Genomic DNA, 13,714 nt, shown 5'->3' with positions numbered 1-13,714 from the left:
CCAACGTTTTTAAAAGCTTTTAGGTTTTATTCTTTGAATAATTCCACTAGAATACCTCTAAGTTGAGCTGTATCCTCCAAATAACTCATATGCCCCCCAGGTAATTCGTAATACTTGGTTCCGGTTTCTTTCGCAATTTGCCTACTTTCCTGTACAGGAATTAAAGGATCATCTTTTCCGGCGATAAACGTTTTTTTACCTGTAAAATTCGTTAGAATGTCCGTGCGATCCGGGCGGACTTTCATGCCTTGTAATGCGGCGATAATACCTTCGCTGGGAAACTTTTTTGCGCGCTGCTTCAGCTGAGTAATTGTCTCTTTAAATTTCTTATGATTTTCAGGCAAAAACAAATTTGAAATGGCCATGCTTATAAAGACGTCCTTATGTTTCGCTACCTGGCGAATGCCCCGGTCCCGGTTCTGCTTCCGCGTAAGCGAGTCTGCTTTAGTGGTTGAATTTAACAGGATGAGGTGATCAAGAAGCTGCGGATATTTTTCGACGAAAGCCAATCCTACATAACCGCCCATGGAATGACCGATGAGCGTAATATGTTGAAGCTTGTGTTTTGTACAGTAATAAAACACCACATCTGCCATAAGTACCATCGTATGCACCTCTGCCAAAACAGGCGCATCACCATGCCCAGGCAAATCCATAGTGTGAACCTCAACATGCTGTTCAACATGCGGAATGATCTCCTGCCAGATGTGACTGGATTCTAAAAAACCGTGTAAAAAAAGTACGACCGGCTTAGCCATTCATAAGATCTTCAATCTCTTCAACCTCAATAGGAATATCGCGCATGAGGTTGAAGGGTTCACCCTGTTCTTGAACCACCACATCATCTTCTAAGCGAATGCCAAAGCCCTCATCCGGAATATAAATTCCCGGCTCAACGGTTAAGACCATATTGGGTTTGATGGGTTCGTGTAAGAGTCCGTAATCGTGGGTATCCAATCCAATGTGATGTGAGGTGCCGTGCATAAAGTATTTTTTATAGGCAGGCCAGTCTGGATTTTCATTCTCGACCTCTTCTTTGGTGATTAACTTAAGGTCAATCAAGGCTGAGGTCATCATCTTGCCTACTTCCATATGGTATTCTTCCCAAAGTGCGCCCGGTACTAAGAGTTGAGTGGCTTCATTTTTCACCTTAAGAACCGCATTGTAGACTTTTTTTTGACGATCGGTAAATTTACCCGAAACCGGGATCGTACGCGACATATCGCTTTTATAATTGGCATATTCTGCCCCAACATCCAACAGGATCAACTCTCCTGCTTTACACTCACCTTTATTTTCAATATAATGCAACACATTGGCATTTTGGCCAGAAGCAATAATGGGTGTGTAGGCAAAACCGCGGGAGCGGTTATTGATGAACTCGTGTAGAAATTCGGCTTCAATGTTATATTCCGTCACTCCGGGTTTAACAAAGCCAAGCACTCGTCTAAAGCCTTTGTTGGTAATATCACAGGCCTGCTGCATCACCTCGAGTTCAATGGGATGTTTTACTGCTCTTAGGCGTTGTAAAATAGGATTGCTTTTGGCTACCGCATGTGCAGGATACTTCTCCTTGATATCCCGAATAAAACGATCTTCACGGGTTTGGGTTTCAACCGCTGCACGGTAATGCTCATTTTTGTTAAGGTAGATGGTTTCGGCTTGTGCCATGAGTCCAAAGAGTACCTTGTCAAAATCTTGCAGCCAATACACGGTTTTGATTCCGCTGGTTTCAAACGCGGCTTCCTTGGTGTATTTTTCACCTTCCCAAACGGCAATATGTTCGTTGGTTTCTTTTAAAAATAAGATTTCGCGGTGTTTTTCTTTTGCTGCATCTGGAAACAAGACCAAGATACTTTCTTCTTGATCAATCCCGCTTAAATAAAAGATGTCCCGGTGTTGCTCAAAGGGCATGGTGCTATCTGCACCCACGGGATAAATATCGTTGGAGTTAAAGACCGCGATGCTGCTTGGCTTCATTTGAGCCATAAAGTTGTTGCGGTTATGGATAAAAAGTTGGGAGTCTAGTTTTTCGTATTTCATCTATTTGAAAATTTTATTGTTAAGCATGTTATCTAAAATTTTCTGCTTAGATCAACCGCTTCGCTTTCGCATTAAAAATTTAATTGCTTAGTTAGAAAGTAAACAATTAATTTTTTAATGCTCATTTCATATTTATCTTCCGCGAAAGCGGAAATCTTTTTAATTAGTAAAATTTTTATTCAGAAAGATTTTTTTGTCTCATAATTACCTGGCATCAAAGACTTTTCAAAAATTCGTGTGCTGACATAATGGGTAAGGCTGATTTTTTAAACTCCTTGGCATTTCTAGTAATTATGATGGCGCAATCAGAGTCTAACGCACAGTAATATTGAAGCGCATCTTCAAAATCCTTAAAATCTGATTGAAGTGATTTCTCAACAGTCATTTTATTGATAGACGAAATTTCACAAATAACCTCAAACTTTCTTAGTTTCTCCTTAGCTATTTTTTCATTTTCAAATTTAGTCAAGAAATAATTTACTGTTGCAAGCGAAATAGGGGAAACCACTAAGGTTAGTTTGTCTTTTTCAGCTAACGTAGCAATTTTTGCAATGGCCTCATAGTATGGCTCTCTGTCACCAAGTAAATCCAACATGATGTTTGCGTCAAGAAAAAGGCGCTTTTTCATGTATATTTTTCGTTTAGAAAAGAGCGATAACCTTCTTTAGCGTCAATATCTGAAGGGATCTGAGTCCCTGTTGATATGCTCTTAACAAATGCTGAAATTTCTAATGTATCCTGTTTTTTATCTGAAACTAACGACTGTAAATACGCTTCTATGATTCTAGATAAACTCATTTTTCGTTTAGCAGCATACTTTTTTGCCTGCTCAATAACCTCTTGATTAAGTTTTAATGTAAGCTTTGTATCCATGAGATGCTTATTATACGTGCAAATATACAAAATTAAGACGTATCGCAAGCTAGTTCGATTTTTTTGTGTCCGGTGCATTTTTGCGTGGTATGTTAGAAAACATTATTTTCAAGGATTCTAAAACAAACTTATGTCACCACAATTATTTGTTATCAAGACCAACTTAAAAGGGTTTTTCTCTCTTTTCCCATTTCTCTTTTCTTTTGTCATTGCAGCACAGTCAACTTCCAGTTCGTCAGGCGAAGTGATGCAAAGTAATACTCAACGCGCAATGCTTCAACAACAATCTCTGGTGAAAAATGTACCTTTTAGAAACATAGGACCCTCAGTCATGAGTGGTCGTGTGGTTGATGTAGCAGTCAATCCGGATCGCCCTCAGGAGATGTATGTGGGATATGCCAGTGGAGGGTTATGGTACACCACTAATAATGGGACCACCTTTACTCCGGTGATGGATAATGCGCAAACCATCAATGTAGGCGATATCGCGGTAGACTGGAAAAATGATGTGATTTGGGTGGGTACCGGCGAAAATAATGCCTCCAGATCGTCTTATGCTGGTATAGGAATTTTAAAATCTACTGATCGCGGGAAGAGCTGGAAACATTTAGGACTTCAAGATTCCCATCATATCGGGCGAATCTTATTGCATCCTACGAATCCAGATCAAGTAGTGGTCGCCTCTACGGGTCATTTATATACTCCAAACGACGAACGCGGAATCTTTAAAACTACCGATGGTGGTAAAACCTGGTCAAAGACACTTTTTGTTAATAATGAAACAGGAATCATTGACCTTGCCATGTCACCAAATAATCCTGATATCATGATGGCCGCAGCATGGGAAAAAGATCGAAAAGCATGGAATTTTAAAGAAGCCGGTAAAAGTTCTGCGATCTACAAAAGTACAGATGGAGGCTCAACCTGGGCAAAAATCAGCGAAGACAGCGGCTTTCCTACGGGTGATGGTGTGGGTAGAATTGGGCTGAGTTATTATGATGATGCCACTATTTATGCCGTGCACGACAGCCAATTTAGACGGCCTGCCGATAAAAAAGATGGAAAAGACGATCGCCTGAGCAAGGATGACTTTAAAACCATGAGTAAAGAGGACTTTTTAGCGCTAACCGATAAAAAACTCAATGGTTTTTTAAAAGAAAACGGCTTTCAGGAAAAGTACCGGGCAGACAATGTGAAAGCCATGGTGCGTAGCGGAGTCGTAAAACCTGCAGATTTAGCCAGTTATTTAGAAGATGCGAATTCTCTGCTATTTGATACGCCTGTGGTGGGTGCCGAAGTATACCGAAGCGATGATGGCGGAAAAACCTGGAACAAAACACACAACGATTACCTGGATGATATTTTTTACAGCTACGGGTATTACTTTGCTCAGATCAGGGTGAACCCGAAGGACAAAGATCACATTTATATTATGGGTGTTCCTATTTTGACCTCAAAAGACGGTGGAAAAACCTTTAAAAGCATTAGTGCAGAAAACGTGCACGCAGATCACCACGCACTATGGATTAACCCAAAAAATCCTGATCATATCGTGAACGGGAATGACGGCGGACTCAACATCTCGTACGATGGCGGTGAAAACTGGATCAAGAATAACCAACCCGTCGTGGGGCAATTTTATGCCATACAAGTTGACAATCAAAAGCCCTATCATGTCTACGGCGGGCTGCAAGATAATGGGGTTTGGGTTGGCGCTCACACCGCGCAGGAGAATAAACGCTGGCAACAAAGTGGCGAATATCCATGGAAGAGCATCATGGGCGGTGACGGGATGCAGATTGAAGTAGATAACCGCGATCCAAATATTGTGTACACCGGTTTTCAGTTTGGAAACTACTTTAGGCTTAATCGCAAAACCGATGAGCAAACATACATTCAGCCAAAGCACGAGTTGGGAGAACGCCCCTATCGATTCAATTGGCAAACCCCCATTCTGCTTTCTTCACACAATCAGGATATTTTGTATTTGGGCGGAAACAAATTGATGCGTTCCATGAATCAGGGCGATGATTTTACTGCCATTTCTAAGGATTTGACGCAAGGCGGAAAAAAAGGCGATGTGACCTATGGGACGATTACTACGATTAGCGAGTCTCCCTTTCAGTTTGGATTGATCTATACCGGAAGCGACGACGGACTCATTCACGTAACTAAAGACAGTGGCGGAAGCTGGAAAAATATCTCTGCCGGTTTGCCTAAAGATTTGTGGGTAAGCAGAGTGGTGGCTTCACAGCATGATAAGGCAACCGTATATGCTACGCTTAATGGATACCGCAACGACAATTTCACCTCCTATATTTATAAAAGCACGGACTATGGTATGACCTGGAAAGATATTTCAAGCAATATCGCTGATAGCCCGGTGAATGTTATTGCTGAAGATCCCAAACAAAAGGATATTCTCTACGTAGGAACTGATAATGCGGCATATGTGAGCCTTAATGGCGGAAAGGACTGGCAGTTATTTAACAATGGATTACCACCTGTTGCGGTGCACGATATTAAGATTCAGCCGGAAGCGAACGACTTATTGTTAGGAACCCACGGCCGAAGTATTTATATCGCGAACCTAACGCCTGTGCAGGCACTTTCTGATTTATCTGCTAAAAATGAGGCGCTTTCAATTGTTGAGGTGCCTAGCGGAAAATGGTCAACCCGCTGGGGAAGCTCATGGAGTAAATGGTTGGATGCGTATGAGCCGTCAATTACGCTTCCGGTGTACGCTAATGCGGCAGGTGAAGTAACGATGAAAGTACTTTCGCCTAAAGGAAAAGAGTTATATACAACCAACTTTTCAGCTGAACAAGGACTCAATTTTGTGGAGTATAATCTATCCCTTTCCGAAAAAGGAAAAAAAGCTTTAGAAAAAGAACGTGACGATGTTCGGATTTCAAAAAGTAAAAATGGGATGTATTATTTGCCTAAGGGGGAGTATACAATTGAGGTAGTTTCTGGAACATCAAACGATAAAAAGGAGTTCAAGGTTGAGTAAATTTTAAGTTTGGTGTTAATGCCACTAGTTAGAGGATAGTGTTAGTGGTATTGTAATAAAATAGATTGAGGAGGGTGAGTATTTATAATAGCAAGTTAATATATATCTTACTAAATATAATGATAGCTGTAATCCTATCATCGTGTGGTAAATCTAACTATTGTAGTAAAGAAATAATTAGACTGACGAGTATAAATTTACCAGATGAAGCATACCTTCAAAATATTGAGTGTTATGATAATCTAGAGTATCAATTCATATTTGAATATCAAATCTTGGACTTTTCTGTTATAGATCAATTCATTGAGCAAAATGAATTAATTCAATATTCAAATGAAAAGTTATCTCCCATCGATAATGAACAGTATTCAATCATAAAAGCGTTAGAGGAATATTTCAGTCCAAATAGACATTACCCGAGACAAAAATCAACTTATTATATACAAAGAGAAAATTATTCTATAGTCCTTGATAAAAATAATGGGAAGTTCATAGGAGTTGTAGAGAACTAATTTTATTACTGGTTTATTTACTCTACCCAGTTCCCGCTAGCCTTTGGCTAGTGGTTTCAAGTATAAATACATAATAAGAACTCCGCTAGCTTGTGACTAGTGGCCATAATTATAGACGATAGAACAATAAAGAATAGTAGCTCATAAGCTGTTTTACCATAAAGGGATTAATCCGTTTTAACCCATTTTTGTATTTTACACACTATGATTAGAAACTACAAGTTTAATAATAAATCAGGGCTTTATTTTGTAAGTTTTGCTACCGTGTATTGGATTGATGTTTTGTTCGCGAAGCATATCTGTCTATTTTGGCAGACAGCATTTCCTACTGTAGAAAGCATAAAGCTATGGAAGTGTATGCATATTGTTTTATGCTATCTCATGTGCATTTAATCTTTAGATCAGGCGATGAAAATCCATCAGGATTATTAAGAGATTTCAAAGGATTCACGTCTAAAAAGATAGTTGAAGCTATTGAGCATAATCCAAAAGAAAGTCGAAAGGAATGGATGCTAAATATGATGAGTGAAGCTGGCCAGAAAAAAGCGACCGTAAAGAATAGGCAATTTTGGCAACAACACAACCACCCCATTGAACTTTGGAGTGAGAGCGTTATTCAGCAAAAAATTAAGTAAGAAATGAGATATAGTAATAATGGATTAGTAATCTTGTTTATCCTCCTTGCTTCATGCGTATTCAAAAACAACGATGAAAAATTTGATATTTATGGTTTTGAAAAAATAGATACTCCTTTGCTAATTTATTGTTACGATGGCAATGTGTCAAAATTACACGATTCTATTAAGGCTAAAGTGATCAATAAAATAGTCAAATCATTCAAACAAGAAAGAGATATTTCAATTTATACTTATACAAGAATTGAAGGGCAACGAGATTTTGCAGAAATATTTGATGGAATGGAAGAAAACTTGGATTATTATATTGATGTAAATAAAGATAAAAAAGACCGTTTGATTTTCAATTATTTTTATAGGGTTGGAGACTCAAATTTTAGAAGATATTACGGTGCAAGTATTATGGACGGTAATGATAGGGATTATTTTGTGTCTATTTTAGAGCTACATGGATTTTGTCAATAGGAGATTCTGATAAGCCCACACTCTTTGTTCCCGCTAGCCTGAGGCTAGTGGTTTCAAGTATCAATAAAACCTCAAAACACCACGTTTCTGTTCAATCCTTTCCCGTAAACCTCAATCGTTTTCGCCCTTACTCCTTAACAAACATTAAATGATCGTAAATGCAGCATGATAAAGTTTGTGTAAGAGCGGGTTGAGCCGTATTTTTGTTCCCCGAATAAAACCAATTCAACATGAGTATAATTTCCTCTTCCATTGCTAGAAAAGTAGTAATGGCATTGTCAGGACTTTTTTTAGTCGTCTTTTTAGCACAACACTTTACCATTAACATCACCTCGGTCATTGCGCCAGACACCTTTAACGAGTGGTCGCACTTTATGGGGTATAATCCCTTAGTTCAGTTTGTGTTGCAGCCTATTTTAATTGGCGGTGTAATCGTACATTTTGCCATGGGGATTTATTTGGAGATCAAGAACAATAAGGCCAGACGAGTAAAATATGCGAAATACAACGGGGGTGCCAATGCACCTTGGGTTTCACGCAACATGATTTACACAGGACTAGTTGTACTTGCTTTTCTTGGGTTACATATGTACGACTTTTGGGCCCATGAAATTGCCTATAAATTCATCAATGCTGTTCCCGAGGATGCTACACGTTACCACGCAGAAACCGTGCATAAGTTTGAGCCTATTTGGCGTGTCGTACTTTATGTGATTTCATTTGGTTTATTGGCCTTGCATTTATTGCATGGATTTGCCTCTTCATTTCAAACGATGGGAGTCAACAATAAATACAGTCCCGCTATCAATACCGTGACAAAAATATATGCGATCGCAATCCCTGCGGGGTTTGCATTTATCGCTATTTACCATCACCTAAATCCAATACATTAGATTATGGCAGTATTAGATTCAAATATTCCACAAGGCGAATTAGCGCAAAAGTGGACCCAGCATAAAAATAAAATTAACCTGGTTAATCCGGCGAACAAGCGTAACATAGATGTGATCGTGGTGGGTACGGGATTGGCCGGTGGTAGTGCAGCTGCTACTTTAGCAGAGTTGGGCTATAACGTAAAGACTTTTTGCTATCAGGATTCACCGCGTCGTGCGCATTCTATTGCCGCTCAAGGCGGAATAAATGCCTCTAAGAACTACCAGGGAGATGGAGATAGTGATTATCGTTTATTCTACGATACCATTAAAGGGGGTGATTACCGAAGCCGTGAAGCCAACGTACACCGTTTGGCAGAAGTTTCGGGTAATATCATCGACCAGTGTGTCGCGCAGGGAGTTCCCTTTGCCCGTGAATATGGTGGATTACTAGATAACCGTTCGTTTGGTGGAGTATTGGTATCACGTACCTTTTATGCCAAAGGGCAAACCGGTCAGCAGCTATTGTTAGGAGCATACTCTGCCATGAACAGACAGATTAATCGGGGTAAAATCACGCCGTTTAATCGTCATGAGATGGTAGATTTGGTCAAAGTAGATGGAAAAGCCCGCGGAATCATCGCCAGAAATTTAGTCACCGGTGAGATTGAGCGTCACGCTGCACACGCTGTAGTATTAGCTTCAGGAGGATACGGGAATGTATTTTTCTTATCCACCAACGCCATGGGAAGTAACGTCATGGCTGCCTGGAGAGCACACCGCAGGGGAGCGTACTTCGCCAATCCGTGCTATACGCAAATTCACCCGACGTGTATCCCAGTTTCGGGAGATCATCAGTCAAAATTGACCTTGATGTCAGAGTCCTTACGTAATGACGGACGGATCTGGGTGCCAAAGAAAAAAGAAGATGCCGAAGCTATTAGAGCCGGTAAATTAAAACCAACCGAACTTAAAGAAGAAGATCGCGATTACTATTTAGAGCGCAGATATCCTGCTTTTGGTAACTTGGTGCCTCGTGATGTGGCCTCAAGAGCGGCCAAAGAGCGTTGTGATGCAGGTTACGGAGTAAACAAAACCGGTGAAGCGGTATATCTTGATTTTGACGCTGCAATTATGCGTTATGGTAAAGAAAAAGCATTGGTGAGCGGGATGAAAGACGCTAGCGATGCAGAGGTGAGAGCACTAGGAGAAGAGGTGATCGAAACCAAATATGGGAACCTCTTTGAAATGTACGAGAAGATCGTTGATGAAAACCCGTATAAAACGCCGATGATGATTTATCCTGCGGTGCATTATACCATGGGAGGAGTTTGGGTGGATTATAATCTTCAAACAACAATCCCGGGATGTTACGCCATTGGTGAGGCTAACTTTAGCGATCACGGCGCGAATAGATTGGGAGCCTCAGCCTTGATGCAAGGATTGGCAGATGGGTATTTTGTATTGCCCTATACTATTGGTGATTATTTGGCAGATGACATTAGAACCGGAAAAATTTCTACCGAAACGGCAGAATTTGACGAAGCTGAAAAGTCCGTTCGCGCACGTATCGAAAAATTGATGAGTGGAGCCGGGAATCATTCGGTGGATTATTACCATAAAAAATTAGGTAAGATCATGTGGAATAAATGCGGAATGTCCCGTAACGCCACGGACTTGCAAAGTGCGATTGATGAGATTGCCGAGTTGCGAGAAGACTTTTGGAAAAACGTAAGCGTTCCCGGAAGCGCAGACAGTAAAAACCAAGAACTGGAGAAAGCCGGAAGGGTAGCAGACTTCTTAGAATTAGGAGAGCTTTTTGCACGAGATGCGCTGGAGCGCAATGAATCCTGTGGAGGGCACTTTAGAGAAGAATATCAAACTCCAGAAGGTGAAGCTTTACGTGATGATGAAAACTTTACGTTCGTTTCGGCTTGGGAATACACGGGTAAACCAGCAGATGCGGTATTGCATAAAGAAGAGCTGGTCTTTGAAAATGTTGAATTAAAGACTAGAAGTTATAAATAGAGGATTAGATGTCACCCTGAGCTTGTCGAAGGGTAGTTTGGGTACTGTGCTTCGACAAGCTCAGCATGACTCATCATCAAAATATAAAGGACGAAATAACAACACGTTATGAAATTATACTTAAAAGTTTGGAGACAAGAAGGACCTAACGCCAAAGGTAAAATGGTAGATTATACCATCGATGGCGTAGACGGCGATATGTCTTTTCTTGAGATGTTAGATATTTTAAATGAAGATCTAATTAATAAAGGAGATATTCCGGTAGAATTTGATCATGACTGCAGAGAAGGGATTTGCGGAAGTTGTTCCCTTCAAATTAATGGAGAGCCTCATGGACCACAGCGCTTAACTACTACCTGTCAATTACACATGCGTAAATTTAACGATGGTGACACCATTGTGATAGAGCCCTTTAGAGCGACAGCATTTCCTGTAGTAAAAGATTTGATTGTTGATCGAAGTGCTTTTGACCGCATTCAGCAAGCTGGAGGATATGTATCAGTCAATACTTCTGGAAACACGGTTGATGCAAACGCCATCCCTATTGAAAAAGACGATGCAGATGAAGCTTTCTACTCGGCAGCATGCATTGGATGTGGAGCTTGTGTAGCAGCATGTAAAAATGCGAGTGCGATGTTATTTACCTCAGCTAAGGTATCTCAGTTTGCATTGCTTCCGCAGGGTAAAGTAGAAGCCACAGATCGCGTACAGGCTATGGTGAAGCAAATGGATTTGGAAGGATTTGGTAACTGTACTAATACCGGTGCATGTATGGTAGAATGTCCTAAGGGCATTAAACTAGAAAACATTGCCCGTATGAATAGAGAATATCTTTCGGCTAGTTTAGAGGGGTAATTCTTTTTTATATATTAAATCAAATCCTGTCATGTTATGGCAGGATTTTTTAATTCATATAACCTAAAGTAAAAACTGGGCGTATTCTATGCTTAAATTAGAACTACCAAACAGTGAACCTAATCACTTCTCAATCCCTCAATCATAACCTGTACCATCTTTTTTAGATCATACGTTGATGACCAACCCCAGTCTTCTTGTGCAGCTGTATCATCAATACTACTAGGCCAGGAGTCTGCAATAGCTTGTCTAAAATCTGGAGCATAAGAAACACTAAATTCTGGAAGATGCTCTTTTATTTCTCGGGCAATTTCTTCAGGAGTGAAACTAATGGCTGCTAAATTGTATGAAGATCGTACATTGATATTAGCTTCAGCTGTTTCCATGATTTGTATGGTTGCATTAATAGCATCATCCATATACATCATGGGGAGTTCGGTTTCTTCCGAAAGGAAACACTCATAATGACCATTCTTAAGAGCTTCATGAAATATATCGATGGCATAATCTGTCGTTCCGCCCCCGGGCAAAGTTTTATAACTAATCAAGCCGGGATATCGAATGCTACGTACATCAACTCCATATTTTTGATGATAATATTCGCACCAGCGTTCGCCGGTTTGTTTACTTATGCCGTAAACTGTTGTCGGCTCCATCACTGTAGTTTGTGGTGTGCTATGTTGCGGAGTTGAAGGTCCAAAAACTGCAATGGACGAAGGCCAGAATACTTTTTGAATTTTACCTTCCTTTGCCAGATTAAGCACATTAAAAAGAGAGTTCATATTGAGGTTCCAGGCTTTCATGGGGAATTTCTCCCCGGTTGCACTCAACATTGCCGCCATTAAGTATATTTCACCTACCTCATAATGTACAACTACATCTTCAATAGCATCAATATTAGTGGCATCCAATACCTCAAAAGGGCCTTTAAGAAGTGTTTGATCGTTAGGTTCTCGTATATCGCTTGCGATAATATGATTATTTCCATGTTTTGCACGTAAGCTGGCAGTTAATTCTGATCCAATTTGACCACAAGCTCCAATAATAAGTATGGTAGAAGGCATTGATGAAGTTTAGGGTTAAAGATATTTAAATTTAGGCGTAAGAATCGTTTAAATAATGAGAATTATGAACTGAAATAGTGTGATTAATGATAATACCACAAATTCTTTAAGGTAAACAAACCAGAATAGTGACGTAAGCCTTAAATTCACAGGATATTATGACTATTTTTGTTGGAATGAAAAAAATGCACATCATCTATTTCTTTCTTCTTCTAATACTATCCGCCGGTTGTAAGAAAAAAAAAACAGATATAGCTGTCGCTGGAAATAAGGTGGATACGATAGCGGTGATCCAGCCGGATCAACTCAATGATCGGGATTTAGTAGCGCTTAGCGCGGAAGCTGAAGAAGAAGTTTCAAAGTGGTTGGAGTATATTACAGCAACGGCAGAAGTTAAACGCTTACAGGAAGCCAAAGTTTCCCAGATTAGCGGAATCATAGAAACACTCCTCCTGATAGCCGAAGAATTAGAACGTAGTGTTCCTAAAAGATTTGAGCGATTGCCCGTAGAGTCACGAATATTGGTATTTGTAACAAAGATTAATGTCCTTAATGCCGCAGTTAACGAACGTAAGCCTGATCAAGAAAAAATCAGAGTAAACGCAGCTGAGGTAGTTTCGGCGTTTGATCATCTAACCATCCAATTAAATGAAACGTTTTTAACTTCTATTGATGCGTTTGAAATTGAACTTGACAAGGATGCAGAAAAAAATTTGTTAGACGAAATGCCTGAAGAGTTACTCCCAAATCAACAGAAACCTTCTGTTTTAGAGCCTAAAAAAGAGAATCAAAAAGAACTATTACTAAGGGAGTCGATAGAACGTAGAAAGAAAAACGATTGACATGAAACATTTTTTTTTACTCTTTACAGGGTTATTTTTTATTGGCATAAATGCGCAGAACAACGTTAAAAAAAGTATTAATAATACGCTGGAAAATTGGCATGAGGCCGCCGCAGAAGCAGATTTTGACGCCTACTTTAATTTAATGACTAAAGATGCGGTATTCATTGGAACAGATGCGACTGAAAATTGGCAACTAGAAGAATTCAAATCCTTTTCCAAGCCTTATTTTGATAAAGGAAAAGCCTGGAGTTTTAGCCGTCTTGAGCGTAATATTTATCTTGATAGGAACGGGACAATCGCATGGTTTGACGAATTACTGGACACCCAAATGGGAATTTGTAGAGGCTCTGGAGTAGTAGTTAAAACCAACGATGGATGGAAAGTAAAACACTATATATTGTCTATTGCAATTCCAAATGAAAATGTCTCTCAAGTGACCGCATTGAAAAAGAAATTTGACGAAATATTGAAAGACAAGTTGCGTAATAACGAAAATTAAAAAGTATACA

Annotated in this window: 14 protein-coding genes; 9 read left to right on the top strand and 5 right to left on the bottom strand. The window is 39.8% G+C overall.

Annotation, left to right across the window (positions count from 1 at the left end; all coding sequences use genetic code 11):
* Nucleotides 1-26: 26 nt before the first annotated feature.
* From ABD000_RS03650 to ABD000_RS03635, 4 genes are all read right to left on the bottom strand, one after another.
* Nucleotides 27-758: an alpha/beta fold hydrolase gene (locus ABD000_RS03650; protein ID WP_343763942.1), complete on the bottom strand. Its 732-nt coding sequence runs from the start codon at nucleotides 756-758 to the stop codon at nucleotides 27-29.
* Nucleotides 751-2,043 (bottom strand): aminopeptidase P family protein, encoded by a 1,293-nt coding sequence (locus ABD000_RS03645; protein WP_343763940.1) that lies wholly within the window; start codon nucleotides 2,041-2,043, stop codon nucleotides 751-753. The genes ABD000_RS03650 and ABD000_RS03645 overlap by 8 nt, the downstream gene beginning before the upstream one ends.
* A gap of 214 nt (nucleotides 2,044-2,257) precedes the next feature.
* A complete protein-coding gene (locus ABD000_RS03640; protein WP_343763938.1) occupies nucleotides 2,258-2,671 on the bottom strand; it encodes a type II toxin-antitoxin system VapC family toxin in 414 nt (137 codons plus the stop codon).
* Nucleotides 2,668-2,916: a DUF6364 family protein gene (locus tag ABD000_RS03635; RefSeq protein ID WP_343763936.1), complete on the bottom strand. Its 249-nt coding sequence runs from the start codon at nucleotides 2,914-2,916 to the stop codon at nucleotides 2,668-2,670. The genes ABD000_RS03640 and ABD000_RS03635 overlap by 4 nt, the downstream gene beginning before the upstream one ends.
* A 130-nt stretch (nucleotides 2,917-3,046) precedes the next feature.
* Here ABD000_RS03635 and ABD000_RS03630 point away from each other — a divergent pair, with 130 nt between their 5' ends.
* The 7 genes from ABD000_RS03630 (at nucleotide 3,047) to ABD000_RS03600 (ending at nucleotide 11,296) form a co-directional block, all read left to right on the top strand.
* Nucleotides 3,047-5,929 (top strand): VPS10 domain-containing protein, encoded by a 2,883-nt coding sequence (locus ABD000_RS03630; protein WP_343763934.1) that lies wholly within the window; start codon nucleotides 3,047-3,049, stop codon nucleotides 5,927-5,929.
* A gap of 119 nt (nucleotides 5,930-6,048) precedes the next feature.
* Nucleotides 6,049-6,441, top strand: coding sequence for a hypothetical protein (locus ABD000_RS03625; RefSeq protein ID WP_343763931.1), 393 nt, complete (start codon nucleotides 6,049-6,051; stop codon nucleotides 6,439-6,441).
* 308 nt (nucleotides 6,442-6,749) lie between these two features.
* Nucleotides 6,750-7,076: a transposase gene (locus tag ABD000_RS03620; RefSeq protein ID WP_343763929.1), complete on the top strand. Its 327-nt coding sequence runs from the start codon at nucleotides 6,750-6,752 to the stop codon at nucleotides 7,074-7,076.
* Nucleotides 7,077-7,079: 3 nt separating this feature from the next.
* Complete coding sequence (locus ABD000_RS03615; protein ID WP_343763928.1) at nucleotides 7,080-7,541, top strand: hypothetical protein; 462 nt, start codon at nucleotides 7,080-7,082, stop codon at nucleotides 7,539-7,541.
* A gap of 230 nt (nucleotides 7,542-7,771) precedes the next feature.
* On the top strand, nucleotides 7,772-8,434 hold the full coding sequence (locus tag ABD000_RS03610; protein WP_343763926.1) for a succinate dehydrogenase cytochrome b subunit: 663 nt from the start codon (nucleotides 7,772-7,774) through the stop codon (nucleotides 8,432-8,434).
* Between the two features lie 3 nt (nucleotides 8,435-8,437).
* Nucleotides 8,438-10,441: a fumarate reductase/succinate dehydrogenase flavoprotein subunit gene (locus tag ABD000_RS03605; protein ID WP_343763923.1), complete on the top strand. Its 2,004-nt coding sequence runs from the start codon at nucleotides 8,438-8,440 to the stop codon at nucleotides 10,439-10,441.
* Between the two features lie 108 nt (nucleotides 10,442-10,549).
* Nucleotides 10,550-11,296 (top strand): succinate dehydrogenase/fumarate reductase iron-sulfur subunit, encoded by a 747-nt coding sequence (locus ABD000_RS03600; RefSeq protein WP_343763921.1) that lies wholly within the window; start codon nucleotides 10,550-10,552, stop codon nucleotides 11,294-11,296.
* A 119-nt stretch (nucleotides 11,297-11,415) separates the two neighbouring features.
* Here the strand turns inward: ABD000_RS03600 and ABD000_RS03595 are convergent, their stop codons facing one another.
* A complete protein-coding gene (locus tag ABD000_RS03595; RefSeq protein WP_343763919.1) occupies nucleotides 11,416-12,360 on the bottom strand; it encodes an NAD-dependent epimerase/dehydratase family protein in 945 nt (314 codons plus the stop codon).
* Nucleotides 12,361-12,518: 158 nt separating this feature from the next.
* On the opposite strand from ABD000_RS03595, the gene ABD000_RS03590 reads away from it, so the two are divergent.
* Nucleotides 12,519-13,202: a hypothetical protein gene (locus ABD000_RS03590; protein WP_343763917.1), complete on the top strand. Its 684-nt coding sequence runs from the start codon at nucleotides 12,519-12,521 to the stop codon at nucleotides 13,200-13,202.
* Between the two features lies 1 nt (nucleotide 13,203).
* A complete protein-coding gene (locus ABD000_RS03585) occupies nucleotides 13,204-13,704 on the top strand; it encodes a nuclear transport factor 2 family protein (RefSeq protein WP_343763913.1) in 501 nt (166 codons plus the stop codon).
* The last annotated feature ends 10 nt before the right edge of the window (nucleotides 13,705-13,714 follow it).

Source organism: Gangjinia marincola (assembly GCF_039523415.1).
GTDB lineage: Bacteria > Bacteroidota > Bacteroidia > Flavobacteriales > Flavobacteriaceae > Gangjinia > Gangjinia marincola.
Note: the sequence above shows the minus strand (reverse complement) of the source record. Positions and strands in the feature narration are given on the sequence as shown.